This is a genomic window from Rhodococcus sp. 5A-K4 (assembly GCF_046097995.1).
Classification (GTDB): Bacteria; Actinomycetota; Actinomycetes; order Mycobacteriales; family Mycobacteriaceae; genus Rhodococcus_F; species Rhodococcus_F erythropolis.
Genome location: NZ_JBJURM010000019.1, coordinates 37957 through 64687, shown reverse-complemented (window position 1 = coordinate 64687; position 26731 = coordinate 37957). Strand labels below are relative to the sequence as shown.

26 protein-coding genes are annotated in these 26731 nt (G+C 62.8%); 8 read left to right on the top strand and 18 right to left on the bottom strand.

The genetic code is table 11. The features are described from left to right. Window positions 1-48: 48 nt before the first annotated feature. Window positions 49-1884 (top strand): acyl-CoA dehydrogenase, encoded by a 1836-nt coding sequence (locus tag ACKAMS_RS22880; protein ID WP_020906438.1) that lies wholly within the window; start codon window positions 49-51, stop codon window positions 1882-1884. An 85-nt stretch (window positions 1885-1969) separates the two neighbouring features. Here ACKAMS_RS22880 and ACKAMS_RS22875 read toward each other — a convergent pair whose 3' ends face one another. Further along, window positions 1970-2458, bottom strand: a complete 489-nt coding sequence (locus ACKAMS_RS22875) for a hypothetical protein (RefSeq protein WP_256063696.1) — start codon at window positions 2456-2458, stop codon at window positions 1970-1972. 320 nt (window positions 2459-2778) lie between these two features. Here ACKAMS_RS22875 and ACKAMS_RS22870 point away from each other — a divergent pair, with 320 nt between their 5' ends. Together ACKAMS_RS22870 and ACKAMS_RS22865 are read left to right on the top strand one after the other, a co-directional pair. Next, window positions 2779-3501 carry an ATP-binding cassette domain-containing protein gene (locus tag ACKAMS_RS22870; RefSeq protein WP_019747147.1) on the top strand — a complete coding sequence of 241 codons (723 nt, stop codon included), beginning with the start codon at window positions 2779-2781 and terminating at the stop codon, window positions 3499-3501. Window positions 3502-3506: 5 nt separating this feature from the next. After that, entirely contained in the window at window positions 3507-5519 is a 2013-nt protein-coding gene (locus ACKAMS_RS22865) for a YhgE/Pip domain-containing protein (protein WP_029254597.1), read from the top strand. Here ACKAMS_RS22865 and ACKAMS_RS22860 read toward each other — a convergent pair. Beyond that, window positions 5516-6094 carry a nucleotidyltransferase family protein gene (locus tag ACKAMS_RS22860; RefSeq protein WP_029254596.1) on the bottom strand — a complete coding sequence of 193 codons (579 nt, stop codon included), beginning with the start codon at window positions 6092-6094 and terminating at the stop codon, window positions 5516-5518. The genes ACKAMS_RS22865 and ACKAMS_RS22860 overlap by 4 nt on opposite strands. Window positions 6095-6159: 65 nt before the next feature. Between ACKAMS_RS22860 and ACKAMS_RS22855 the strand changes: the two genes are divergently transcribed. The 3 genes from ACKAMS_RS22855 to ACKAMS_RS22845 all read left to right on the top strand — a co-directional run bounded on the left by ACKAMS_RS22855 (window position 6160) and on the right by ACKAMS_RS22845 (window position 7959). Then, window positions 6160-6405 (top strand): helix-turn-helix transcriptional regulator, encoded by a 246-nt coding sequence (locus ACKAMS_RS22855; RefSeq protein WP_019747144.1) that lies wholly within the window; start codon window positions 6160-6162, stop codon window positions 6403-6405. Continuing rightward, window positions 6402-6890 (top strand): hypothetical protein, encoded by a 489-nt coding sequence (locus ACKAMS_RS22850; protein ID WP_019747143.1) that lies wholly within the window; start codon window positions 6402-6404, stop codon window positions 6888-6890. Before ACKAMS_RS22855 ends, ACKAMS_RS22850 begins: the two co-directional genes overlap by 4 nt. A gap of 85 nt (window positions 6891-6975) precedes the next feature. After that, window positions 6976-7959: an LLM class F420-dependent oxidoreductase gene (locus ACKAMS_RS22845; RefSeq protein ID WP_408989579.1), complete on the top strand. Its 984-nt coding sequence runs from the start codon at window positions 6976-6978 to the stop codon at window positions 7957-7959. 4 nt (window positions 7960-7963) lie between these two features. On the opposite strand, the gene ACKAMS_RS22840 is transcribed toward ACKAMS_RS22845, so the two are convergent. Then, a complete protein-coding gene (locus ACKAMS_RS22840) occupies window positions 7964-10228 on the bottom strand; it encodes a VanW family protein (protein WP_279219017.1) in 2265 nt (754 codons plus the stop codon). 294 nt (window positions 10229-10522) lie between these two features. Further along, window positions 10523-11878, bottom strand: a complete 1356-nt coding sequence (locus ACKAMS_RS22835; RefSeq protein WP_019747140.1) for an acetyl-CoA C-acetyltransferase — start codon at window positions 11876-11878, stop codon at window positions 10523-10525. A 200-nt stretch (window positions 11879-12078) separates the two neighbouring features. Between ACKAMS_RS22835 and ACKAMS_RS22830 the strand changes: the two genes are divergently transcribed. Both ACKAMS_RS22830 and ACKAMS_RS22825 read left to right on the top strand, forming a co-directional pair. Then, window positions 12079-12963 (top strand): tyrosine-type recombinase/integrase, encoded by an 885-nt coding sequence (locus ACKAMS_RS22830; RefSeq protein WP_408989578.1) that lies wholly within the window; start codon window positions 12079-12081, stop codon window positions 12961-12963. Window positions 12964-12981: 18 nt separating this feature from the next. After that, complete coding sequence (locus ACKAMS_RS22825) at window positions 12982-13317, top strand: hypothetical protein (RefSeq protein WP_408989577.1); 336 nt, start codon at window positions 12982-12984, stop codon at window positions 13315-13317. A 73-nt stretch (window positions 13318-13390) separates the two neighbouring features. Here the strand turns inward: ACKAMS_RS22825 and ACKAMS_RS22820 are convergent, their stop codons facing one another. Genes ACKAMS_RS22820 through ACKAMS_RS22755 form a run of 14 tightly spaced genes read right to left on the bottom strand, consistent with a single transcriptional unit; the run spans window position 13391 to window position 26713 of the window. Next, complete coding sequence (locus ACKAMS_RS22820) at window positions 13391-14728, bottom strand: hypothetical protein (protein ID WP_408989576.1); 1338 nt, start codon at window positions 14726-14728, stop codon at window positions 13391-13393. A gap of 2 nt (window positions 14729-14730) precedes the next feature. After that, complete coding sequence (locus ACKAMS_RS22815) at window positions 14731-15168, bottom strand: hypothetical protein (protein ID WP_408989575.1); 438 nt, start codon at window positions 15166-15168, stop codon at window positions 14731-14733. 9 nt (window positions 15169-15177) lie between these two features. Then, the gene (locus tag ACKAMS_RS22810; protein ID WP_408989574.1) at window positions 15178-15579 is read right to left on the bottom strand and encodes a hypothetical protein; all 402 of its coding nucleotides are present in this window, start codon (window positions 15577-15579) and stop codon (window positions 15178-15180) included. Further along, window positions 15576-15854, bottom strand: coding sequence for a hypothetical protein (locus ACKAMS_RS22805; RefSeq protein ID WP_408989573.1), 279 nt, complete (start codon window positions 15852-15854; stop codon window positions 15576-15578). The genes ACKAMS_RS22810 and ACKAMS_RS22805 overlap by 4 nt, the downstream gene beginning before the upstream one ends. Window positions 15855-15863: 9 nt before the next feature. Then, window positions 15864-16520: a hypothetical protein gene (locus ACKAMS_RS22800; RefSeq protein WP_408989572.1), complete on the bottom strand. Its 657-nt coding sequence runs from the start codon at window positions 16518-16520 to the stop codon at window positions 15864-15866. 36 nt (window positions 16521-16556) lie between these two features. Beyond that, a complete protein-coding gene (locus ACKAMS_RS22795; protein WP_408989571.1) occupies window positions 16557-16889 on the bottom strand; it encodes a hypothetical protein in 333 nt (110 codons plus the stop codon). Continuing rightward, window positions 16890-17294, bottom strand: a complete 405-nt coding sequence (locus ACKAMS_RS22790) for a hypothetical protein (RefSeq protein WP_408989570.1) — start codon at window positions 17292-17294, stop codon at window positions 16890-16892. Between the two features lies 1 nt (window position 17295). Then, window positions 17296-17589: a hypothetical protein gene (locus ACKAMS_RS22785; RefSeq protein WP_408989569.1), complete on the bottom strand. Its 294-nt coding sequence runs from the start codon at window positions 17587-17589 to the stop codon at window positions 17296-17298. Next, window positions 17589-17825 (bottom strand): hypothetical protein, encoded by a 237-nt coding sequence (locus tag ACKAMS_RS22780; RefSeq protein WP_408989568.1) that lies wholly within the window; start codon window positions 17823-17825, stop codon window positions 17589-17591. The genes ACKAMS_RS22785 and ACKAMS_RS22780 overlap by 1 nt, the downstream gene beginning before the upstream one ends. Further along, window positions 17822-18892, bottom strand: coding sequence for an N-acetylmuramoyl-L-alanine amidase (locus tag ACKAMS_RS22775; RefSeq protein ID WP_408989567.1), 1071 nt, complete (start codon window positions 18890-18892; stop codon window positions 17822-17824). The genes ACKAMS_RS22780 and ACKAMS_RS22775 overlap by 4 nt, the downstream gene beginning before the upstream one ends. Next, window positions 18889-19401, bottom strand: a complete 513-nt coding sequence (locus tag ACKAMS_RS22770; RefSeq protein ID WP_408989566.1) for a DUF2744 domain-containing protein — start codon at window positions 19399-19401, stop codon at window positions 18889-18891. The genes ACKAMS_RS22775 and ACKAMS_RS22770 overlap by 4 nt, the downstream gene beginning before the upstream one ends. Window positions 19402-19421: 20 nt before the next feature. After that, window positions 19422-21155: a hypothetical protein gene (locus ACKAMS_RS22765; RefSeq protein ID WP_408989565.1), complete on the bottom strand. Its 1734-nt coding sequence runs from the start codon at window positions 21153-21155 to the stop codon at window positions 19422-19424. After that, window positions 21152-22027 (bottom strand): hypothetical protein, encoded by an 876-nt coding sequence (locus ACKAMS_RS22760; RefSeq protein WP_408989564.1) that lies wholly within the window; start codon window positions 22025-22027, stop codon window positions 21152-21154. Before ACKAMS_RS22760 ends, ACKAMS_RS22765 begins: the two co-directional genes overlap by 4 nt. Beyond that, window positions 22028-26713 (bottom strand): transglycosylase SLT domain-containing protein, encoded by a 4686-nt coding sequence (locus tag ACKAMS_RS22755; RefSeq protein ID WP_408989563.1) that lies wholly within the window; start codon window positions 26711-26713, stop codon window positions 22028-22030. Between the last annotated feature and the right edge of the window lie 18 nt (window positions 26714-26731).

Sequence of the window (26731 nt, the reverse complement as noted above, 5' to 3'; positions counted from 1 at the left end):
GTACTAGGAGTGCTGGACCGCACCACCTCACTGGGAGAAGCAGAAGACATGGGCCATTACAAGAGCAACGTTCGGGACCTGGAGTTCAACCTCTTCGAGGTTCTCGGACTGGAGAAGCCACTGAGCGAAGGCGCTTGGGGCGACCTGGATGCCGACACTGTCCGCAACATGCTGGCAGAGGTCGCACGCCTGGCCGAGGGACCGCTTGGCGAATCTTTCGCCGACGCGGACCGCAACCCCCCTGTCTTCGATCCCGAGACGCACACCGTTGCACTTCCGGAATCCTTCAAGAAGTCGTTCAAGGCTCTGTGGGATGCCGAGTGGTACCGCATGGGACTGAGCGAAGAGGTCGGCGGCGTGCCGGTTCCCCGCTCCGTCGTGTGGGCCATCGGTGAGCTGATCCTGGGCGCACAGCCTGCAGCGCACATGTACCAGGCCGGACCCGCTTTCGCGGACGTGCTGTTCAACAACGGCACCGAAGAGCAGAAGAAGTGGGCCGCCACCATCGTCGAACGCGGATGGGGCGCCACGATGGTGCTCACCGAGCCCGACGCCGGCTCCGACGTCGGTGCCGGACGCACCAAGGCGATCAAGCAGGACGACGGCTCCTGGCACATCGAGGGCGTCAAGCGCTTCATCACCTCGGCCGACTCGGACGACCTGTTCGAGAACATCTTCCACCTCGTTCTCGCTCGCCCCGAAGGCGCCGGACCCGGCACCAAGGGCCTGAGCCTGTTCTTCGTCCCGAAGACGCACTTCAACTTCGAGACCGAAGAGTTCGGCGAGCGTAACGGCGTCTTCGTCACCAACGTCGAGCACAAGATGGGCCTGAAGGTCTCCGCCACGTGTGAGGTCACCTTCGGTGGCCACGGCATCCCCGCACAGGGCTGGCTGGTCGGCGAGGTCCACAACGGCATCGCCCAGATGTTCGACGTCATCGAGCACGCTCGAATGATGGTCGGCACCAAGGCAATCGCCACCCTCTCCACCGGTTACCTCAACGCTCTCGATTACGCCAAGCAGCGCGTTCAGGGTGCTGACCTGACCCAGATGACCAACAAGGCAGCGCCGCGCGTGACCATCACGCACCACCCCGACGTGCGTCGCAGCCTGGCAATGCAGAAGGCATACGCCGAAGGCCTGCGCGCGGTATACCTCTACACCGCAGCACACCAGGACGAGGTTGTCGCCCAGCTCGTCTCGGGCGCAGACAAGGACACCGCGTTCCGCGTCAACGACCTGCTGCTCCCGATCGTCAAGGGCGTCGGCTCCGAGCGTGCGTACCAGTACCTGACGGACAGCCTGCAGACCCTCGGTGGCTCCGGCTTCCTGCAGGACTACCCGATCGAGCAGTACATCCGCGATTCCAAGATCGACTCGCTGTACGAAGGCACCACGGCCATCCAGGCTCAGGACTTCTTCTTCCGCAAGATCGCTCGTGACCGCGGCGTCGCGCTCGCTCACGTTGCCGGACAGATCAAGACCTTCATCGACAGCGAAGCCGGCAACGGTCGCCTGAAGGCGGAGCGCGCACTGCTCGCCACCGCACTCGAAGACGTCCAGGCCATGGCTGCCACGCTCACCGGCTTCCTCATGGGAGCTCAGGAGCAGCCCACCGAGCTGTACAAGGTCGGCCTCGGCTCCGTCCGCTTCCTGATGTCCGTCGGCGACCTGCTCATCGGCTGGCAGCTCCTCCGCCAGTCCGAGATCGCTCTCGCAGCACTCGACAACGGCGCTTCCGACAAGGACAAGGGCTTCTACGAAGGCAAGGTCGCCATCGCGTCCTTCTTCACCAAGAACGTCCTGCCCGAGCTCACCGCTTCACGCGAGATCATCGCGAACACCGAGAACGACATCATGGAGATCGACGAAGCAGCATTCTGATTCGTTCCTGATTCATGAAAAGTGCCGGTCCCGAAAATGTTTCGGGACCGGCATTTTCATGCTCGGCAGTCAATGCAATCTGTGGTCATCTGCGCTCGACGGTCGGGCAACTGATCTGTGCGGACAGTACGGACGTCGTCGGTTGTTCGCCGGGCCGTGCCGCCGTTCCTACCAGGGAAAGCGCCACGCGCCTGCGGTCCGGAGAACTGACTATTTCGATGGAATTGTCGACACCGCCGCCGAAGGACACGAACTGTCCGCTCTGATCCGAGAACATCATCGTCGCCCCGGACTGACCTGGTTCCGGGTTTTCGTTCACGTAGACCTGCAACTGGAAATCACGCCCCGGATATTCGCCGCCGCCGTCGTACTCGTAGAAGGAACTGGTGTGCACCTCGTAGGCCCACTGGCGGTGACCGGCGGGCAGCGAATCCGCCCAGTTGTGCTCGAAACACGTGACGGATCCGGGCAGCGAGACATTGGCTGCGCCGCTCCACCCACCGGACAGGGTGATGGCTCCGTATGGCGCTGCTTCGGACTCGTGCCGATCGGAAGGCAAGGGCGGAACGGTCACGGGTCCGACATTGCGACCGGTGAACTCGAAAAGCCTCTCGCTCGACACGAACGGGGGCGACTCGCGCTCACCGGCACAGGAGACAACTGACAGGGCGGTCATGACCAGTAACGCGCACATACCGCGTCTACGAACCGGCACCTCGACACCCCCTGTCCGTTTCCAACAGAATACATACCGTTCGGTCTCCAAGTTACCGATCGTGTCCGACACATCCCATTCGTGGGACCGCTCACCCGCTACCGATGTGATTGGGTGAGCACGAACGTCCACTGAACCAGCACTCGGTTCTTTCGAAGGCCGAGTAGATCAACAGACAGGTGATCATCGTGGTCGCACCAGAGCACGCACAACTCGATTACGCCCCTGAACTGGCATTGACCGCCACGGACTTGGCGCTCGACGGCCCATGGGGGCCGGTGTTCGGACCCGTCAATCTCGAGATTCGTGCGGGCGGTGTGACCATCCTCGAAGGCTCGGCCGGTTCAGGACGTACGTCCTTACTTCTGACACTCAGCGGACGAATGAAAGCCAGTTCCGGATCACTGTCCGTCTTCGGTCGAACGCGTCCCCGAGAGATCTTCGAGATCGCCGGGGTCGCCGGGTTCGAGGACATCGACGAGCTTGCCGAGTCCGTCACCGTCCGAGATCTGATCACCGAACAAATTCGCTGGGATGCGCCCTGGTACAAGCTCATCGGACGTGCCGGAGACCGCGAACTCGAAGCGGTGTGCGCTCCCGTCTTCGGCGATCATCCGCTGCCTGCGCTCGGCCGGTACGTCAGCGATCTCGGGGAACTCGAGGCGACCCTGCTGCGTATCGCCGTCGCGAACACGAAGAAGCCGGCCCTGCTCGTCGTCGACGATCTCGAACAGGTGCGGCGCGACTCCGAACGCGCGTACCTCGTCGAGCGACTCGTCGAGATGGGGAGCTACCAGACCATCATCGCGTCGACCGTCAACCCGCTGCCCGACGGATCACCCATCGATGCCGTCGCCCTGCTCCAAGAAGTCACCAATCCCGACCAAGAAGGGGCGAGGTAACCGCGATGCTCGCTGGAATGTCTCTCGGAACCGAACTCAAGCGGTTCTCCCGCGGCGCGATGCCCAGGATCGCACTCGTCACCATCATCTTGATGCCACTGCTGTACGGCGCAATGTACCTGTGGGCCTTCTGGAATCCGTTCGGTGAGGTCAACAAGGTCCCCGTCGCACTGGTCAACACCGACCGCGGTGCAATGGTGCAGGGTCAAGAGCTCAAGGCGGGCGACGAAGTAAGCCAAGCACTTCTCGATTCCGGTGAGCTCGATCTCCACCTGGTCTCACAGCAGGAAGCCGAACAGGGAGTCTCGGACGGCACGTACTACTTCTCTCTCACTCTGCCCGAGAATTTCAGCGAGGCCGTGGCCTCCCCGACGACCAAGGACCCTCACAAAGCTCAGTTGCAGTTCACCTTCAACGACGTCAACAACTACCTCGGCACCATCATCGGCCAAAACGCCGCCCAGCAGGTCCTCAGTCAAGTCAGCGACAAGATCGGCGCGCAGTCCGTCGAGACGGTCCTGGTCGGATTGACCGACGCGGGTGCAGGTTTGAAGCAGGCCGCCGACGGAGCACTCCAGCTCTCGGCCGGAGTGAACACTGCCAACGCCGGAGCCGGCGAATTGGCGTCGGGCTCGAAAACTCTGGCAGACAACATGGTTACCGCACGTGACGGTGCAGCCACTCTTGCCGGCGGTACAGCGCAACTCTCGACCGGTATCAATACCGCCACGGACGGTGTCCTCGCACTGACCGACGGTTTGGGGCAACTCGATCTCGGAGCCGTCCAACTGGGCGACGGCGCAAGCCAACTCAGTGGTGGCGTCACCCAGGTCGTCGACCAACTGAGCGTCCTCGGGAACACACAAGCAGACGTCGCACAGCTGGTCGGGCAGGCGGTGGCCAGCCTTCGGCTGAACCCGGATCCTGTCAGCCAACAGATCGCCAATGCCCTCGCGCCTGCCCAGGACATGCTGCGCACTCAGGGTTTCGGTGAAGCGACCATGGGCCAACTAGGCGAACTCAAGAGCGGTGCACAACAACTCGCTTACCAACTCGACGATCCGTCGAGCACCTTCCGAGCCGGGCTGAATGCCGCGGCCAACGGCGGCGGTGAACTCCGCAACGGCCTGGTGCAGCTGCGTGACGGCGGTCAGCAAGTCAACGACGGCGCTCAAACCCTCAGCAGTGGACTGGTTCAACTCACCGACGGCAGCGTCCAACTCTCCGATGGTGCAGCCAAACTCGCCGACGGCACCGAGCAACTCCGTGCCGGGTCTGCCGAACTCGCGACCAAACTCACCGAGGGCGCCGGTCAGGTTCCCAGTTGGACCGATCAGCAGCGAACCGCAACCGCTCAAACCCTCTCCAGCCCGGTCGAACTACAGGAGACCTACGAGAACCGGGCAAGCACCTTCGGTACCGGTTTTGCTCCGTTCTTCCTGCCCCTCGCGCTGTTCGTGGGCGGCATCATCACCTGGATGCTGCTCAAGCCGCTCCAGAACCGGCCCATCGCAAACGGACTCGGCGCGCTGCGAGTGGTCCTCGCCTCTTACTGGCCGGCATTGCTCATCGGCATCTGCCAGGTGATCGTGATGTACCTGGTCGTGCACTTCGCCGTCGGCCTGCACCCCACACACGCCCTCGGCACCGTCGGATTCCTGATGCTCATCACTGCCACGTATATGGCGTTGATCCAGGCATTCAACGCCATCTTCGGAGTATCCGTCGGACGCGTCATCACCCTGGCGTTCCTGATGCTGCAACTGGTTTCGGCCGGCGGCATCTATCCCGTCGAAACCACCGCGAAACCGTTCCAGATCATCCACCCCTTCGACCCGATGACCTACGCGGTGAACGGGCTACGACAACTCACCGTCGGCGGTATCGACTCGAGACTGTGGGTCTCGATCGCCGTCCTCGGCGGCCTTCTCGTCGCCTCACTCGGGGCCAGTTCACTTGCTGCACGCCGAAATCGGCAATGGACCATGGACAGGCTGCATCCGCCGATCGAAGTCTAGGTCAGGGTCTCCGGCCAAGGCTCCACGGTCAGCGCAGGCCATTCCTTGCGCCACCGTGCCGCCTTGGCCTCGTAAACCTCTCTCGGTGCCAGCACCGGGTTGGGACGGACGATCATGTCGAAAAGATCGTCGTATCCATGCGGGGCATACACGTCCACAGTGCCGCCCGCAGACTTGGTGATCCCGAAACAGCAAGTTGTGGAAGCGAAGTGGTCGATAGCGTCGCGGCAACTGGTGAACGGAACGCCGGGAATCCCGAAATGCTGCTCGTACCACAGGTGCACGCGGGCTTCGTTGCGTACTTCGACATCGGCATCCACATCGGCGAACAGTTCTGCCGCCGAACGAATCACACGGTCCTCCGCGTCGTAGCTCAGATCGCCGGCGTCGAAATAGAAGAGGTCGTAGTCCTTGATTCCGGCGCCGAGGTCACGGCCGTCGATGTGATTCCAGACGGTTTGGAAGAGCCCACCCGCCGTCAGGTACCACTCCGACAATCCCAGCTTCGGCGCCCGATCCACGATCGTTGCAACCACTGGATTGGCCAGGGCGATCTCGAGAAATCGTTCACGCATGCTCTTCAGCCTCTCATATGACAAGTAAACTTGACATCATGTGACAAGTATTCTTTACTTTTCCTATGACTGGAAAGGCCGGCGACAACAACGTGCGGGAGCACCGACGCCTCGCCGGCCTCACCCAGGCGCAACTGGCCACGGCAGGTCAGGTGAGCAGACAGAGCATCGTCTCCGTCGAACGCGGCGACTACGCACCGAGTGTCTACCTGGCACTTCGCCTGGCACTGGCACTGGGGACCACCGTCGAAGCGCTCTTCCCCTTACCCGAATCGGCACTCACCGCAGAAATTCCAGAGGAGACGGCATGAGCACCATGATGAAGGCAATGCGGTTCGTCGGAGATCTGGACGACGACTTCTACAAGGACGAGCGTCAGCGCGACGTCTGGAACGAAGCCTCGGCGGTGGGATTGCAGAGTGTCTTCTGGGCAGTCTTCGTCAGCTCGGCGATTCTGCCCTGGGTCGCCGGCCGAACAGGGGCGTGGATCTCGCTCGCGCTGCTGATCGTCGCGCTGTTCGGCTCGGTGGTCACGATTGTCTATGCACTCCGGCGCGACGTCGATGTCTACGTGTTGTCCAACTACAACCGTCCCCGGGTCGTGATCAGCATCGCGCTGTACCTCGTCGCGGCAGTCGGCATCATGGCGCGCCTCAAATTCGATTCGTACGAAGAATCGTCCACCTGGGTCGGCGCTCTCGTCGGCGGAATCGTCGGTGGCGGCGTCGCAATCGCGGCAGTCAAGCTTCACCAGCAGCGCGCCAAGCGACGCGAAGCGGCCGAAGAACTTCTCTGAATTCCGGAAGTCTGCCCAGCACAACGGAATCCATAGAGTTGGTAAAATCGTGCCAGGTCAACCGATCGCGAGTAACGTCGAAACGGTGAGCACTCGCCTCGGATACCAGATGCCCAACTTCAGCTACGGCGGTCCGGTCAAGGACCTCTTCCCCACCGTCATAGTGCAGGCCCGCGAAGCCGAAGCCGCAGGCTTCGACACTGCATTCGTGATGGATCACTTCTACCAACTCCCCGGAATCGGAGCGCCGGACGCCCCGATGCTCGAGGCCTACTCCGCGCTCTCCGCGCTGGCGACGGCCACCGAAACCATCCAGTTGTCTGCACTGGTCACGGGAAACACCTACCGCAATCCGCCCATGCTCGCCAAGACCGTCACCACCCTCGACGTGGTGAGCGGCGGTCGGGCCATCCTGGGCATCGGCGCCGGTTGGTTCGAGCTCGAACACAATTCGTTCGGATACGAGTTCGGAACGTTCACCGAGCGCTTCCAGAAGCTCGACGAAGCACTGCAGATCATCGTGCCGATGCTCCGCGGTGAGCGCCCCACCTTCGACGGCAAGTGGTACCACGTCGAGGACGCCATCAACGAGCCGCGAGTCCGCGACGACCTGCCGATCCTGCTCGGCGGTGGCGGTGAGAAGAAGACGTTCGGCCTCGCCGCTCGCTTCGCGGATCACCTCAACATCATCTGCGACCCGTCGGAACTGCCGCGCAAGATGGAAGCACTTGCGGCACGCTGCGACGAAGCCGGTCGCGATCCCGCAACCCTCGAGACCAGCTTCCTCACGTTCATGATGATCGACGAGGACGGCGACAAGGCTCGCGCGCATCAGCGAACGTTTCTCGCGGAGCGTGGCCTCGACATCACCACGGCGCCGCAAGACGTGGTCGCCAAGGCCACCGAACGCCATTTCGTCGGCAGCCCGGACGACGTCGCCGAGCAGGTTCAGACGCGCATCCTCGACCACGGCATCGACGGCGTCGTGATCAACCTGATCACCAACGGCGAAGAGCCAGGCATCGTCGACCTTGCGGGCCGCACCCTCGGCCCACTCGTCGGCAAGTAGTTCCCTACTCGCACTTCACGATCGGCACCGGGTCGTACTTGACGGTCCGGGTGTTCGAGGAAATCTCGGCGCCACTCGCGTGGTCGGTGATCACGCGGGTGTCGCTGACCGTGAATCCGGGCGCACCGCTCGAAGCGACACAACCAGGCCCCTCCGGCAACGTCACGGTGTTCGGCGACGTCGGCGACGTGCGCGGGCCGGTCGTCGAAGCGACATCGACGGTTTTGGTTCCCCAGATCCGAACGGTGATGTTCGACGACGTCGCAATCGTCTCGATCATCACGCCGGTCTTCGCCGGATTACGGAACTGCAAGTCGATCGCACCATCGAAGATGGTCGCCTCACGCGCTTCGGGGTACCGCGAGATGTAGTAACTGTGCTCGGTGTGCGCGACGTCGTCCATGCCTGCGAAATACGTCGCGTTGTAGAGCGTCGTCGCGAGCTGGCTGATACCGCCGCCGACAGCCTTGTCCGGGCGACCATTGTTGATGATCCCCGACTCGACGTATCCCTGAGCCGCACCGCGCGGACCCGTGTACTCGTTGAGCGAGAACGTATCCCCTGGCTTGATCACGGCCCCGTCGATCTCCGATGCGGCCAGGCCGATATTCACACCAGACGCGTATTCGAAACCACCGGTGGTGAATTCGCCGATCACCTCGTTGATGCCGAGGGCATCCGCGGCTTCGGTGGTCAACGCCGGCGGGACGGGTCCGTACACGGCGGGTGTTGCCCGAGAAGCCGTGCTGCCCAGCAGAACCGGAAGTTCCTTGACCGTGTCCGGCCAGTTGATCAGATCACCGACAACACCCGGCACAACCGACGGCTTACCACCGGCGAAGGTGAACGACGCGTCCTTGGGTTGTACTTCAGTCGATACCAACTGCGGAGTCAGAATCTTGATCGCAGCATCCGTGTTGTACTGCGGAGTCAGCCCACCCGAGCCGTCAGGTGTGAAGGTCAGAACCTCACCGATCTGGTCGACGCCGAGCGTCGCAACCTTGCCGTCACGGCCGTTGACCACGACATCACCCGAGGCAGCCGGAATGGCAATCTCCTGCAGTGCGCGATCGACACCGGCCTGAGTGACCGTCACCGGCACCTCGTCGACCGGAAGATCGACGACGCCACCGTCAGACCACTCCGCGGCGAACGTTGCGCCCGCCTGCTGCGTTTCGAGAGCCTGGCCGGCGGCAGGTGAAACACCCGTCGCCTTCCCACTCTCGAACACGACTGCGCCTTCGACGGGCGCACGATCGCTGTTCGCCGCAAGTTGCGACATCGAGGCATCCAACGCACCCTGGTCGACCGTCGACACCACGGGCACCTCGCGGGAGCCGAAGAACGACGTGATGCGGGTGATCGGGTTGATCGGCTGAGCGTTCACGCCCGAGAGCGTCGCCGACCAGTCGACGTCCACACCCGCAGATGCGGGAACGATCTCGGAATCGACGCCGCCGGCATGTACCGCTACCGGTTCGACGAGCCGTGGGCCGAGTTCGGCGCGCAGCGTGGCCTCTGCGTCGGCAGGCGTGAGATCACCGATGTCCACCCCGGCGACCTGGGTGCCGCGTGGTGTCTTCCCCGACGACGTGAAGATGTCCACTCCGTAGGCAATCACTGCGACGGCAAAGATGGCGCCGACTGCTATCGCCGGTTTGACCCACTTACGGGAAGACTCCGGAGCGGGCGCTTCTGGCTGTTGTTGCGGTGCTGGTGGTGCAACTGCCTCTGGTTCGCGGACAACAGGCTCGTACTGCTGCTGGATGGGTTCGAATTGCTGGGTGTCGTACTGCTGCACGAACTCGGGGCGCGGCGGCTTCGGGGGAACCACCACTGCCGGGGGCTCGAACTGCTCTGTCTGCTCGTCGATGGCTTCTGTCGCCGGAGCCGAGTCGACTACTTCCGTCGGCGGTGCGTCCTCCGCTGGGACGACTGGGATGACGGTGGTGACCTCGTTTGCCGATTCGTCGATTGTCGGCTCGTCGATTGTGGGCTCGACGATTGTCGGCTCGTCTACTGCTTCGTCGACTGTCGCTTCTGTGGAATCGATTGCTTCTTCGTCGACAGGCCTTGGTGCTTCGGCTGGTTCTGGTTCTACTGATTCAGCCTCGACAACCGCCTCGGTGTCCTCAGGGGTCTTGGGTTCATCGACCGACTCGGTCTCTTCGACCGCCTGAGGTTCCTCGACCGACTCGAGTTCCTGTTCCGGGAGGGACGAGTCCTCGCTGTTCGTCTTCTCGACGGACGGACCCTCTTCGTCACTCACCTGTTGGCTCCTCGCTGCATCAACCGTCGCTGCGGCGCTCACCGACAACTCAATACAGGATATCCGGACATACGAGAGCCCCGCGCTGCTGCCAGGTCGGGGGTCAGGCAGCAACACGGGGCTGTCATGAATATCGGTAGCTATTCTGCAGCGTTACACGCCTGCGCGAAAAAGTTTGCAAAGAGTTCGGGGATCCGGCCACCCCTCGTGGCCGGATCCCCGATTACGCATCCCCTCGCCACGATCACTGCAGGTGAGCGCAGTTTTCACGCACGTGGGGAGATTGTGGAGCGCTTACCGCTCGATGATCGCCGTGACACCCTGGCCGCCGGCCGCACAGATCGAGATCAGGCCGCGGCCCGAGCCCTTCTCCGCGAGCATCTTTGCGAGGGAAGCCACAATACGTCCGCCGGTTGCCGCGAACGGGTGACCTGCAGCCAAGGACGATCCGTTGACATTGAGCTTGCTTCGGTCGATCGATCCCAACGCGCCGTCGAGGCCGAGGCGTTCCTTGCAGTACTCGTCGGACTCGAAGGCCTGCAGGGTTGCCAGAACCACCGAAGCGAAGGCTTCGTGGATCTCGTAGTAATCGAAGTCCTGCAAGGTCAGACCGTTGCGGGCCAGCAAACGCGGAATCGCGTACGTGGGAGCCATGAGCAACCCGTCTTTGCCGTGGACGTAGTCGACGGCAGCGGTTTCGGAATCGACGAGGTGCGCCAGAACCGGAAGGTTGCGCTCGGCTGCCCACTCGTCGGTGGAGAGGAGCACTGCAGAAGCGCCGTCGGTAAGCGGCGTCGAGTTGCCTGCCGTCATCGTCGCGTCGCCGAGCTTGGTACCGAAGACGGGCTTGAGCGTCGACAACTTCTCGACGGTCGAACCGGGACGGAGGTTGTCGTCGCGGGTCAGGCCGAGGAACGGGGTGACGAGGTCGTCGAAGAAGCCGCGGTCGTAGGCAGCCGCCATGTTCTTGTGGCTGGCAGCGGCAAGTTCGTCCTGATCCTCGCGCTTGATGCCGAATTCCTTGGCGGTGATCGCAGCGTGGTCACCCATCGACTTGCCGGTGCGAGGCTCGCCGTTGCGCGGAATTTCGAGGCCGAGCATGCCCGCACGGACGTTGCCGAGCAGCTTGATGCGGTCGCCCGTGGACTTCGCGCGATTGAGGGAGAGCAGGAACTCGCGCGCCTGATCGTTGACGCCGATCGGGGCGTCGGACGTGGTGTCCGTGCCGCCGCCGATGCCCGAATCGATGCGGCCGGCCGAAATGGCGTCGCCGACGGCGATGATCGACTGCAGTCCCGTGCCACACGCCTGCTGAAGGTCGTACGCCGACGTGTACGGGCTCAGCGCGCTGCCGAGAACGGACTCGCGAATGAGATTGAAATCACGGCTGTGCTTGAGCACCGCACCGCCGACGACCATGCCGAGCTTCTCGCCCTGCAGATTGAATCGGCTCACCAGACCGTCGAGCGTCGCGGTGAACATGTCCTGGTTGGACGCCTGTGCGTACGCCTTGTCCGAGCGTGCGAACGGAATGCGATTTCCGCCGACGATCGCAACCGGACGGCGCTGACCTGCGGACTTCGCAGCGGCTGCGGCCGGTGCGGTGCGCGGTGCGGCGGGCTTTGCGTTTGAACGGGCTTTGCTTGTCACTTGCGTCTCCAAGGATGGTGCGATTACCTGTTGAAGACTATTCTTACTCAGTATTATCTTACCGTAAAGTCAGATATTTCTAGATCGAAAAAGCGCAGGTCAAACGGGCGGTCTCTGCACTTATTGCGAGGTGCTCACAAGTGAGCATCGAACCGGAAACGACACTCGCCATGACCCGAAGGACGGGTAACGATTCGCCCATGACTTCATCAACTGAAATCAAGCAACATCTCGCTCACCTGAGAATGAGAAATCTCCAGCCGAACACCGCAATCCACCGCAAGGGTCAACTCGAAAGAGTCGAGGCTTGGCTAGGAAAGAACCTCATCGAAGCAACTCCCGATGACCTCTCACGCTGGCAGCGATCGCTCACTGTCAGCGCCAGCAGCGTCCAGACCTACACCTCCCATGTGCGAGCTTTCTTCCTCTGGGCGTACGAGTCAGAACTACTCGGACACGATCCGACCAGATGTCTCGTCATGCCGAAGATTAAGCGGCGCTCACCGCGCCCTATTCCGGAGGACGACCTACGCGTCGCATTGCTTGGGGCACTGCACAATCACACGATGTTCTGCTGGCTATTACTCGCGGGCTACTGCGGACTTCGAGCGGGTGAGATCGCATCTATTTGCAGGGGCGATCTCCGCATCGAGCCCACGGGCGGCGGCTTTCTGACCGTGAGAGGCAAGGGTGGACACGAACGGATCGTCCGAGTTCCACCAACTGTGGTGGAAGAGTTGCGTTCATTCCTGCACCAATCGGGGCCGATCTTCCGCCGACGGAACGGCCAACCGTACACACCGAACTACATCTCGCAGCTGGCCTCAGAGCACCTGAAAGGACTCGGCCTCTCATACACGCTTCATACGTTGCGTCATCGTTTCGCCACGGTGATGTGTGACCTCGGTGCGGATGTTCGCGACGTTCAACAGCTGCTCGGCCACAAGGATCTCGGGACTACAACCATGTATGTCGCGTACAGCGCACGCCGCTCGAGCGGTTCAGTCGACAAACTGAGCGAGGGCCTGTCCACATTTCGAAAACGACAGAAGTCAACACGACGAAAGAAACCGGACACTACGTAAGTCTGGTTTGATCCATGCATGCGCAAACGGATTTCGGTGGCACTCGTGGTCGGCTCACTTGTGCTCGCCGGCTGCACGACCTCCGTCCAGGGAACGCCCACCGCCAGCGGCACACAAGACGGTGAGATCTCGATCGACGACTACTTCTATGCCAGCACGCCTGCCGAGATGTGCCGGTGGCTGGTCTCCTACGTCGAGGCATTTGCGCCGCTCGTCGAGGACTTCGATCGACAGGCCGAGATCCGCGAGTTTTACGACTGGATGATCGAGAGTGACGATTGGTACGCACTCTCGAACGATGAGCGCGAACGAACTGTGCACGCCTTCGACCTCGCGGAGTCTGGTCGCTGCTAACCAGTTCTGATACGACAAGAAGCCCCAACTCATCAGGTTTGCTGATGAGTTGGGGCTTTGTCGTGCTCGGGGTCTAGATGTCTTTCAAGGTGAACTCGTCGATCGCCATCGAGTACTGCAACTGGTAGCTGGTGTTCGCGTTGTACGCGGACATCACGATCGCACCACCCCTCAGGTTCGATGATCCGACCGCCATCAGGTTTCCGGAGTCCAACCACGAACACGCGACGAGACCGTTGCGGTAGAGCGTGTATCCGTTGCTCACTGCCCGGAACTCGAACACATCACCCGAAGTGACAGCCGACCCGAGCGTGTTCGTGGCCCGCTGCGTAAACGTCGCACCGGACTTCGACGCGATCACCGCAGTGCTGCCGTACGCCTGGAAAGCGACCATCGTTCCCGAGTCCGCCGCACCTGTCGCCCGCAGATACCCGCCGAAGACGCAACCGCCGTTGGTGTTCAGCGTGCCGGTCGGAGCGGCGAGAGTGATCGACACCGACTGGTTGTTGCTCGTGAGCGCTTGTGCGTACGTCGGAGTGCACAGCGCCTGCTGGCCGAACGACAGGGAACCGGCCTGCATCTTCGTACTGCCCGAAATGACAGGCAGCGGTGAGTACACGCCCCAGTCCGAGCCGAGAGATGCCCGGTTGAAGAGGTCGGTGTACGACTCACCGTTCTTGACGACCGGCACATTCACCACTCCGGAACCTGTGACGATCGGTACCGACACGGCGGCGGGTACCGCAACAACAGGGACTCGGACGAGGCCGGAGCCCGCTGCGGGCGGAACCGTGATGCTCTGCCCTGCTGTCACCACAGGGACGGACACAGATCCCGAACCTGTCACGACCGGCACCACCGCAGCGCCACCGGCGCGGACGACCGGAATCAGCACCTCACCGACACCAGAGGCGGCCGTGATCTCGAGGTCCACGGGTACCTGCACGGTCGGTGCGTACACCTCGCCCTCGCCGGTCACCATCGGCACGTTCACGTCACTGTCGGTGAACTCACCGGCCAGTGGTGCACGTACGAGACCGGAGCCGGTGATGTGCGGCATGGCGATTCGAGCGCCACCTGAGACGACGGGAACCGCGACCGCTCCGGACCCTGCTGCCACGGGAACGCCGAGACGGGCGCCGGCGGAGACGGTGACGTCGAGTACTTCACCGTCGGCCGACCCGACAACCGGTATCGCCAGCCGTTGCCCCGCCGACACCGTCGGGGCTGTGACTGCGCCGGCACCGGTTGCGCGCCCGGCTTCGACGAACGCGGGCATCGTCCCGTCCCACACCAGGTGATCGACACCGTGCGCGTCGACCCAGCGGATCTGGACGATGATCTTCTCTTCGCCGTCCTCAGTGATCCACCGCACCGCCTGCACAGGGCGGCCGCCGTGCACGACGGCCACGATCAGCTCACCGTCAGAGAGGCAATCCCCGCCGCATCCCACAGCAACTGGAACGGGGCACTGGTCGCCGGAATATCCGTATCGAAAGTGATCACAGCGATCAGCGGCCGGGTCGCATCGGAGCCGGGCGTCGAGTCGTAGATGACAGCGTGACGGGCCGTGAACGTCGCACCGTTCCAGGACACATCGTCAGCGTCCAGCACGATCGTGTTCGTGCTCGCGTTGTACGTCAGCGTCACGCCCGTGAGCGTCGCGCCGCCGGCGGTGTATCCGGTACCGGTGATCTCGTTAGTCACCGACGACTTGTACTGGTGCGTATCCTGATTCGGTGTGTACGTGCTGTTGCACAGCATCACCTTCAGAGTGTCGGAGTCGATGTCGACTTCCTTGTTGAGCAACGACTTCAGAAACAGACCATAGTACTTACCTGAATGGGCCATGAGATTCTCCTAGAAGAGCAAGTAAAGGGATGCAGGAACTTTCGGATGCCCGGAGTAGTCAGCGAGTTCGACCGGTTCCATGCGGTCGATACCGCCGGCATTGCGAACAAAGCCGGGCGCACCCGGCGACGGGGTCGGCCAACCGGCATCGATAAGCGGCCACAGCCGAACTGATGTATCCGAGTCCGGAATGTCGATCTTGTAGCGGACTCCCCGCCACTGCACTTGTGTCGGTCCAGGATCGAGATCTGGGGTGGTCAGCACGCCGTCGACGGGTGTGACGTCCACGCGTTTGACGCTCACAGTCGCTGTGCCCGAGGCATTCTGGCGGATGGTCTCGATGTAGAAGGTCAGCGGGTCGGTCTCCGGACGTCCCGCCGGGTCGGTCAACGGTTCCATTATGACGGTCATGTCACACCTTCCTCGGTCATCGCTTGGTTCATTTGGTAGGCCTCCTCCTCGATTGCGGCCCAGCCCGCGACAATCTCCGCGCGCAGTACTTCTTCGCGAGTTGCACTCGCGCGCAATGCCGACGCGAGGGCGGCGACATCCCCGTCGGGAACGCCACTTTCGGCGATGACGAAGCGAGCGCGCTCCTCCCACTCGGCATCAGATCGGGTTTCGATCGGCGGTTGTCCGGCGAAGTAGTCGATCGGTGGATACGTGAACTCACCCGAGACGGCCACGGTGTCCTCCTAGCTCTCTTCGGTACTGATCTTGTTGACTGACAACCCGTTCCATTCACTACCGCCGTACACCCCGCGGCCGATCGCGGCATTGAGCCAGAGTTCGACGTAGTATCCGGCCGAGGGAATGGTGAACGGCATGTGCACTGCGCGGGTGTTCTCCTCACCGGTGTCGAATATCGAACTGCGCTGAAAGTGGATCAGTCCACCTGGACTGAACACCTTCGCTGTGATCGAAATCTTCTTCACACCAACGCCGTACGTGTCGAAGGATGCTTGTGCGTCCGCGACCCACAGGCCTTTCGAGCCGAGGAAGAACGAGCCGTTCGTCATGGTGACCCCGACAAGTGGGCCGATCTGATTGCTCATCGGGAACTTCACCGAGCCGAGTGAGAGCGACAGCCCGCCGTTCGCGTAGGCGTGGGCGTAGCCGATGACGCCTTCGAGCTTCTGAGTCCGCGATTGCAGGCCGGCGAGTTCCGCCTGCTGGGCTGCTTTGTCACCGAAGTGCTTCTCGGAACCCTCACCCCACCCACTCGCTTTGAGTTCGTCGGACTTCTGTTTCATCACGGCGGCCTGCGTCCGCTGCGCCATCCGCCTCGTCGAACCATCGTTGCCGGTGACAACGGTGGTGGGTGTGTTGAAATCGTGCCCTGGAGAGGTCATCAGCCTTCTCCACTGTCACTGAGCATGGCAGTCCTCCTATTCCCTTGGCGGCGGCGGATACTCGTCCGTCTCGGTCCGGCAGTGGCGAGCGTGATAGATGTCTTGCCTGTGGGATCGTTCTCGCCACGCGTTGCGGGAAGCAGTCATCCGGTCGTAGCGCTCTTCCATCGCATCGGCGCGCTCCCACGCTTCGCTCTCGCTTTCGCGGACGCGCGCCAACTCGGTGGCGACCGCCGAGTTCTGTGATTGCTCGCGAGACTGAGCGCCGAGCCGCCGTGCTTTGAGCGCTGCGAGGGCAGCTTGCAGAGTGGTCCCGCCACCGAAAGCCGTGACGAGTAACGCTATTTCCGTGGCGGTGAACCCGAACATCTACACGTCCTTTGGTGTCAGAGCTCCCGCTAGTCTGCGCAACTGCACATGTCTGGCGAAGAGATGCAGCGCGTACGCGGTGATGACCGCCGTTTGTGTCAGGCGGGAGAGTTCCCCGTCGAGGGTGATCTCCCACAGCGCAACGAGATACAGGCACAGCCCGGCGATCACCAGCAGGATCGCCGGGTGCTCGATCAGGTAGCGCTCGGTGATCGACGCGAACGTGCACACGGCACCACCGACGAGCAGGAAGATGCCCCACGCCGTCGACGTACCGCCGACGAGTACATCGGCGATGGTGCGCGGTGTCCACAGGATCGACGCGAATCCGGCGACCGTGACACCCGCGTACGCGCCTGTGCGCAGCGACCGCTCGACGATAGCTGCGAATACAGGGCGCGGCACGTCAGTCCTGGGAGCGGTGTCGGCCGACGTACTCTTCGATCTCGACAACCTGTTTCTCGGTGACGCCGTTCGGGGTGAGCTTCACACCCGCCACAGTGAGGGCGCTCACGAGCAGCAGGACACCGCTGGTCACTTCCGCCGGCAGATGCACACCGGCCGAGACAAGCAGCCACACCACGCCGACGAGAAAGCCCACTGCGGAGGTGACGGTGTTCGCGTACCGCTTGAACCACGGCTGCGCAGCGAGCTGCTCCCGCAGGAGGTTTCCGAGAAGGTCGATACCGGGGTTCGTCATCACTGCTGCGCTCCTCGTGCGATTGCTGCGTTAGCCCAGAACATGGCTTGTTCCAGGTTGGTCAGTGCGAGGGACTTCTCGCGGCCGGGTGGGACCTTCGCGTCCAGGTCGTGGGCGAGGGCTTTGCACGCTTCCCGAATGCTGCCGTGCTCGCCGCGTTTCTCCGCTGTGGTGGCGGGATGGAAGTCGAAACGGTTGTCGATGTCCGCGCTGGGGCGGGGATCGCTGTGGCTCATCGGTTGTCTCCTGTGATCTCGATTGCCCCTGACGGATGCCAGAGGAGGGAACCGTGCTCGAAGTCCTGACGACGGCCGCCGTCGTAGTCGTATTCGTCGGAGGTAGGCCAGCCGAGTTTCGTGGGCTTGCCGTCGACGCCGCGGACACCGCCTTCTTCGATCCAGCGCCGGCCGATGACGCCGTGGCAGACGAAACCAGGTGTGCCGTAACGGCGGGCGATGGTGCCGCCCTGGAAAGACTGCAGATCGCCTTCGTTCTCGTAGACGACGTGGAACCGTTGTGGGTAGCCGAGGAACTCGATCTCCCACCCGCGTGCAGCCCACACTTCGTAGACGAGCTTCGGGATCGGGACTGCGCCGGTGTCGGGGTGCCAGTAGATCGAACCGTTCTCGAAGTCCGCGTACCGTCCGACGCCGTCCTTGCACGGCTTCTCACCCTCGTGCAGGCGTTTGCCGAGCCAGTCGGAGAAGAACCGGACACGGTCGATCTGGTTCTCGATCACCGGTACATCGGGCTTGACGCCGTTCAACTCGGCGATCATGTTGGCGACGTCGGCGCGGAACTTGCCCATGTCCATTCCGCCCGGATCCCACTTGCCTTGGACCTTCGCCCACTCCTTGTGGCCGATCGTGTGGGACGACGGCTGCTCGATCTTCCGAAGGATCGCAGCGTTGATGCGCACGTACGCCCAATACTGTTCGGACGACCAGCCTTCGGTGCCGCTGTTCTCGGCCTCGACACCGATGGTGACCTGATTGGCGGCGTTCGTTCGGATTCCCGGCCAGGAACCTTCCCCTGCGTGGTAGGCGATACCGACACCACAGATCGTGGCCACGCCTTTGCGGGAGAGGTGAATCTGCGAGGCGAGCCCGAGGGTCGGATGCTTCGCGATCGCTCCCGGTCCGGGGTTCGATCCGACCGGTGCGCCGGTGTGATGGTCGATGATTCCCCAGATTTGGTAGAAGTCACCTTGCCCTCGATCGAGTGCGCCCGGATAGAGCGAAACACTCACTCCCGCATCTCGAATGACTTGCTCGAGAAATACGGGGTCACCTGTCCATGTCATGATTCCTCCGTCTCGTCCGCGTTGTCGGCGGACTCTTCCTGTTGGTTGAGTACGGCGAGCATCGACTGCATGTTCGAGAGCGACTCCTGGAGTTTGCTTTTCGCATCCTCACGCGCCGCTGCCTTCTCCTCCGGAGTCATCGTCGTGATGCGCGCCGCGTACTCGGGCATCGATGCGAGGACCTGATCCTTGAGATCGTCGAACTCACGCTGGGTCGCTTCGGCGTTCTCCACCCGGCGGGTGGCGGCGTCCTCAGTTTTGAGCCACTCACCCGGCGGGCCGTACATGCTGATCCCGCCCGGAGGTGGCACGAACTCGATCGTCTGCAATTCCGGATGATGCCGAAACCCGGCGTCGTACTGCTGCTTCGACCACTTCCTGAGGACCTCCGGCATGGTCACCAGGTAGGCGCCGTCCGCGAGTTTCATCGGCAACTTCGTGTACGACCAGAGCAGATGTTCTTCCGGGTCGTCGGGATCGCATTCCTGTTGGAGCGGAACACCACTCATCGTGATTGTTCTCCTATCGGTTAGACGAGGCTGACGCCGATGTTCTGCAGCGTCGCCATCGCTTTGGACATCAGCCGGGACGAGCGTTCGGCCTGAGTCATCAGGGCCTTGCCCGTGCCGGCGGTGATCTCGTAGTCATGCGGTGCGTCCTGCTCGGCATCCCAGGCGAGGTTCATTTCCTCGATCTGGTTGACGAACAACGGATCTGTGGTGATCGAGTCGGTCATCCCTTCGATGGAATGCGCGACGCGGTCGCCGGTGAGCATGTGCAATCCGGGGTAGTACGGAGCACCGGCGGACATGCGCATCTTCGAGGCCGACTCGTCGGCAGTGGCGAGCATGCCTGTGCGGATCGCCATCACCGCCGAGATGGTCCAGGCGTTGTTCGCACCGGACTGGTACATCTCCATCAGGTGCACCCAACCGAGGTTGATCGCACGCGCACCGGACTTGAAGTTGTTCCACGCCAGTACCGTTCCGCGCAGCAGCGGCATGATCACCGTCGCCGCCATATCACCGGCGGAGGAGAATCCGCCGAGGAAGAAGTACCCGATCATGTTGCCGGCCGCTTGGATCGCCAACTCGATCGCACTGTCCGCGAACTCGTTCTGCCCGCCGACCACGATCTGCACCGGACCGGCCGGACCCCATGAGAGATCCGAGGCTTCGATGTTCGACCATTCGCTGTCCCGAAGGACTATCCAGGGATGACTAGGAACCACCCCGAACCATTTCTTGAGGTAGTACTCCGGAGGGGTGAGGGTCTGATCGTCGGAGACGAACACGTCCACGGTCTCGATGAACCCGGAAGCGAACTGCGCAATGGAGCGCTTGAAACCGTCGAGGACCGTGCCGGTGGTTCCGGTGCCGGTGTCCTCGTAGTAGCCCGACCGGTCGACGAGGGAAAGCTCGAGGACACCGTTGCGCGGATTGTCGACACCGGCAACGCTCGAGGTCTCACCGTCGACGGTGAAGATTCGCCGGTACCGGAGCACGACCTGCGCGTCATCGATGGCGTCTTCGATGACCTTGTCGATCGGGTCCATCCGCGCCGCCAACAGAGTGGGCAGCGACGGATCGTTGAAGAACGTCGGCGCGGCGATGATCACCTGCCAGGTGTTCATGTTGTGCGCTTCGGTCCACTGACTGAAGTCGAACGGATCGTCGGGAAGGTTCCACCAATTGCCCTGGAATCTCCACAGATTGAGCCAAATCGTCATCGATGCAGCCCAGATAGTCGGGCCGAGAAGGGTGAACACACGCGGGAACTGGAACAACCCCAGCGGAAGTGCCGGGTTCGGCGGCGCGAGAAGGTACGACAGGAACTGCAAGTCGTCCACGAACGTCGCTTCCAGGAAACGGATTCCGTCTTTGTCTTTGCTGAACCGCCAATGCTTGAGCAGACCCGACCACCGGATCCGGCCGCCCATATGGTCGACCGAGATGACGACGTTCTTCTTCGCGGCCGGGTTGTTCGGGATGGTCATCAGCCAGCGGGCGAGGAAGTGATCACCTCGCAGCTTGAGCGTTCCGGTGCCGGCGCGGTTCTTCTTGAACGGGAACTTCCCCGAACTCGAGTCTGCGGCGATCCCGCGCAAGAGGAGTCCCTGCGCGGGATCTGTCGGGTTCGCCCACAGACGGACCAGCGGTGGCGTGCGGGCCATCGCTCGGTGCGCCTCACGGATCAGTTGACCCTCGTCCCAGGTCTGCTCGCACAACTCGTCGAACTCGGCGTCGCTGAGCATCGTGGTCATCGCTTCACCCCCGAGGGCCGAGAGAAGTTACGAGGCATCCGCAGCTGCACGCCCGAGACCCCGGCCACACCGCCCGTCACCGAGACAGGCAGCATGATCGGGTTGTCCTCACTGGCGGTGTGCGCGGGCACTGGGAACAGGAACCCCTTACCCGCCTGACGGGGCCACACAGGGGTTTCCTCGGTCGAGATCAACTGCTCCTCACTTTGGGACGTATCGACCGTGAGGTTGCCGTCCGTGGCCACCAACGGTTCCAGCGGCACCACACGCGCCGCCGCGACGTCACCGAGGAACGAGAAGTCCGGCAACGTGTACTTGCCGGGGTAGGTGCACACCCACTTGAGCCAGATCGGGACGTCGCACGGATTCCACACCGGGACGAACCCGCTCCCGGAAGTGCCGGTCATCAGACGCCAACGGCGCACGATGTCCGGCATCGTCCAGTACGCGAACTCCGCCGCCAACGACACGGTCAACATCGACTGACCCCAGATGTGCGGATCCTTGTTGCCGATCGCAGACTGCGCCGGTTCGGACAGCAGCCGCACCATCAGGGTGCGGGCACCGTCCGCAGTGGTGCGAACCCACCGGCTCTGTCGGTCGTACTCGAACGCCATCCGAAACCGCGAATCCCGATCGTGCCATTCGAGCGGATCGTCACCCTCGATGTTGAACGCCGCCACCGGATCGCGGCGCAGGACTTTCGATCCCTGGTAGTGCTCACCTTGGGCCGATTTGATCCACATCGTCTTCACCGGGGCATCGACCAGCTTCGTCGGCCCCGGTGCCAACGTCACACCCTGCTCGCCGGTGGTGACGTTCCAATAGCTGCCGTCGGCACCGTGGATCTCGTCGGTCTGGAATTCGGACATTTACACTCCCCACCGTGCTAGTTCTGCGAACCCGTCGATCGCGGCGCGTCTTTCGCGTTCGGCGAAGTACGAGGCGAGATCGGCGGTGATGATGTCGCCGGTGTGATTGGTGGACCGGTCGATACTCTGACCACCCAAACCGGCACCGGCCGCGACGACCGGACGCTGCGGGACGACACCGGCAGACCACCGGGCACTGTCGGATATCGCATCCATGACGGGCTGCCCGGAGTTGATCGCTTCGAGCAGAGGCAGATTCGCCCGAGTCGACATCGCATTGACGATGAACTCCTCGTCCGAGATCGCGATCAGATTTGCATCCTCACGCGGGCCACCACGTCCCCGGTACTGGCCACCGTCCTTGTACCCGTTGACCTTCGGCCAGATATTCGACGCGCCGCCGTACTCGTCATCGACATAGTTGAATGCCGCCGCGATGTTCGGTGCCGGGTCCGCCTGACCACCCGGATACCGGGCATCCATATACGAATCGAACGTCGGCTTGATCACCTGAATCAAACCAATGGACGGTGTCCCGTTCTGCGCGTTGATGTCCCAGTTGTTGATCGCATTCGGATCGCCGCCCGATTCGATCTGGATCTGCTGAACCGTGATCCCGGCCAACGAGGGAGAGCGCCCCGTCCCGAGCAGCACCGCCTCGACGGTCGAGCGCCACTGCTCCGCACCGCCCGCCGGGTCGTACACGTGGTTCAACCCGGCGTCCGCCGACGTACCACCGGCACCGGCACCCCAATTCGAGTTGACCATCCAATCCGCGCCGTCGACGGTGACCTGCGGCGCCGTGTAGACACCCGGCCCACTGCCCGCGTACTGCCCGGGGTCCTTCGGTTTCGTCGCCTCCAACGTGTCGTTGTACGCCTTGTTATAGACGTTCGACTCCGACAGGATCGAATTCTCCAACCCGAAGATCCCGAGAAACCAATTCGCGCCCAGCTCACCAGCTTTACGCCCGTACGCCTGAACACTGATCTTCTCGAGATCAGCATCCGAGGGACCGTCACCGTAAGAGTCGGCACGATCCCACGCGTCGCCGTAGTTGGCGCCGAGCATCCCCGCGCCGTACGCATCACCAGGATTGCCGGCGCTGTACGGCGACGCTCCCGAATAGTTCGGGCTGGCATTGATCACCCGATTCGACTCACCGCCACCAGAGACGCCCGCACCGCTACCACCGGGCGCGCCGACCGGAGCCGAGACCGCCCAGTGCACGTGATTGCGATGCCCAGCCATCGTTCCCGCGCCGTACAACCCGACGCCGTCACCGACGTACTCGGAGTTCTTGATGTTGCGATCGAACGGCGAGTGGATCAGCTCGAGCGTCTGCCCGAGGTAGTTGTCGGCGATGAACTGCGCCAGGCCCTGCATCTCGGGGCTGCCCTCGTCGCCTCCGTTGGAGAAGTCGGCGGCGTGACCGGAGCCGTGATGGCCGGGGTCTCCGGAACGCATGCCGGAGAACGCGCGCCCGTTCTGCAGCAGCGACGGGAACTTCGCCCCGACCACGGCTTCCATCGAGCCGATGATGCTGCCCGAGGACGCCGACGCCGGAACCGGTGTACCGGCCGGTGATGCCGCGCCACGCGAGGCACCCGAGGTCGTGGTCGGAGTCGCCGTCGACGCGGCCGTCTCCGCCGCTGTCGGGGCCTTCTGCGCCTGCACGATCGGCGTCGGAGCTGCCGCGCCGCCAGGCTTCTTCCGGCCGGTGGTGCCTCCGTCCTTGAACGCCGGCAACTCGTCGTTGTTGATCGCCTCGATCAGATCGAAGTGCTTCGCCGTCGAGACCGCGTTGACGATGTACTCCTCGTCCGAGATCGCCACGACATTCGCATCGTCCCGAGGGCCACCGTAACCACGGAAGAGCCCGCCATCAGCGCGCCGCTGAATCCGCATACGCTCCGGAGACTTCGCACCATCGGCCGATTCAGCAACCGCATTACCGTCGATGACAGTGGGCCCTTGCACGACACGGTTGCCCCAGCTGACCATCGACTCACCAAGACTGCGGACGCCGTCTTTTCCTGGGAACCAAATATCCGCATCACCAATGGATTTGATGATCCCGCCGACTTGACCGACGGCCCTACCGATCGTCCGGATAATCCCGTCCCAGACCCGACCAACGGTCTCGGCCATACCCTCGAAGAATCCGCCGATCGCACCGACCGGCCCTTCCAGCCCGTTGAGCGCACCTGTGATCAGCGGAACCGCATACGTCGCGATCTCCGCAAAGATCCCGACGACGTTGGTGAAGATCGGCAGAATCGTCGACGCCGCACCCACCACGATCGGAATGACTTCGATCGCCAACTCCACCAGTTCCGGAAGCAGCGGAGCGATGGTGATCACCAGATCCGACATCGTCTGCACCAGCTCGGGCAGGTACGGCCCGAGTTCGTCGAGTGCCGTCACCAGCGCGTCACCGAGAATCATCGCCGCGTCAGCGAAGATCGGCGTCAGTTTCTCCATGTGATTCGCGAGAATCGGAATGATCGGCGTCAGGTTGTCCGCGATCTGCTGGATAACCGGTGTCATCGCGACCATAAGCGAGGAGAAGTTCGTCGCCATTCCCGTCAGGATGACGGCGGCCATCTCCGCCAGCGGTTCGATGAGCGGCGCGACCGCGACGAGGAAGTCCGCAAATGCTTGCGTGACAGCGACAATCGTGGGCCGGAATGCCTCGAAGTCGTTGACGAGCACGTCACCGATCACCTGCGCCATGACCGTCAGCGCCGGTGTCATCTCCGAGATGGTCTGACCCCAGATGGTGAACAGGTCACCGAAAATCGGACCTGCTACCGCACCGAGTTCGACGAACATCGTCGTCAGCGGACCCATCCACTGACCGATGCCCGAAAGCATGTCCCCGAACCCTGAAATCGCTTCCGTCAGAACACCGGAGTCGTTCAGCTCGACGAACGCGTCACCGATCATCCCGAGGACGTCACCGACACCCTGCCCGAGTGCCGACATCGCGGGAGCCGCAGCATCACCGAACGCGAGGAACCCCTGCACGGTCGATTCGATACCGGGCGTCATCGCGGTGAAGAACTGCGGGATCGACGTCAGCAGCGTCGTCAGTTGCTCACCAGCCGGGCCGGTGAGGACATCGGAGATCGTGGTGACAATCCCGCCGATCGAGCGCGCGATCTCCGTCATCGCCGGAGTGATCTTCGGCAAAACAGTATTCGCGAGATTCGAGACCGAATCACCGATACCTTCGAACAGACCTTGCTGCACGGACTGCTGGAAAACGTTCCACGCGCCGCCCTCTTCGGCGAGAGCACGCATTCTCCGCACGAAGTCCGCGGCCGCCGGCGACAGCTTCGCCAACGCCTGCTCGTACTTGTCGGCCGCCGAGGACGCCTTGGTCATCGACTCTTCGGTGGCCTCCTGCGCCAGACGGACCTGCTGCTGCGCATCGGTGACACGGCGCTCGGCGTCGTACACCCGGTCCTTCGCCGCGACAACCTGATTCGAACCCTCGATACCGACGCGGTTCGCGTCGTCCGCCTTACCGGCGAGGTCCTGGTTACGTTCCTGGACCTCTAGCAGACGCTGCTCCGCCTCCGCGACCCGCTGAACCGCGACGTCCTGATCGAGCCTGTCGGTGCCGGGCTTCAGGTTGCGGGCATCACGGCGCGCCTTCGCGAGCGCCAACACCGCGCCCTGCTCCGCGATCGCACCACCGCGCAGAGTGATGTTCAGATCTTCGAGCTGCTCCTGCTCGTCCTTGCGTGCACGGACGACGTCCTCACGGGCTTGAGCCTCGTCCTTGACGGCGTCCTCGAGGTTGCGCTGCGCCATCCCCAGCGACCGCAGAGCGGACTCCTGAGCCTTCGCAGAAGCCTCGACGTCCTCCCCGGCGGAATCCGCTGCCGCACCAGCAGCGGTGAAGGCCTCTCCGACACCGGACAGGCCCGTGAGCAAGCCTCCGAGTGCGGGGCCGGCAACAGTACCGAGTGCCGCGATACCGACACCGATCGAGCCGACAGCACCGATCACCAGCGGAGCCAACGTCACGATGGCGCCGAGGATCAGCGCCATGCTCGTCAAACCGCCAGTGGCCGAGGAACTTGCCCCGCCGAGACCCGAGATGGAACCACCGAGACCGCCGCCGAGACTTCCACCCAAGCTGCCGAGCTGGTTGAGCGTGTCCCGGTCGACGTTGACGTCGATCGTCATCGAGCGGTTGCGGGTGAGCGCCGCGAGCTCGATCGACGCGAGCAGAGAATTGATCTCGACATCGACCTGCACGGTCGGTGTCATCAGGTCCAGGCGCGCCTGAAGGTCCTGTGCGAACCCGGTCAGATCTGCCTCGACGTCGACGGCCACGGACGCACTGATCTGTCCGAGGCGGGTGTCGAGTTCCTGCGCGAATCCGGTCAGGTCGGGATGCACGTCGACGTAGAAGTCCGCGTCGATTGCACCCAGACGAGTGTCGACCTCGCGCGCGAAGCCCGTCATGTCCGGCAGCACGTCGACATAGAACTCGGCATCGATGGCGTCGAGCCTGTTGTTGACTTCGGCCGCGAACCCAGTCATGTCCGGGAGGACGTCGACGAAGAAACTGACGTCCTCCGACTCGACCTTGGCCCTGACGTCACGGTGGAAGTTGTGCAGATTCGATCCGATGTCGATCGATGCCGAACCGGCCGAATAGTTGGTCATCGTCGCCTCCACACGTGA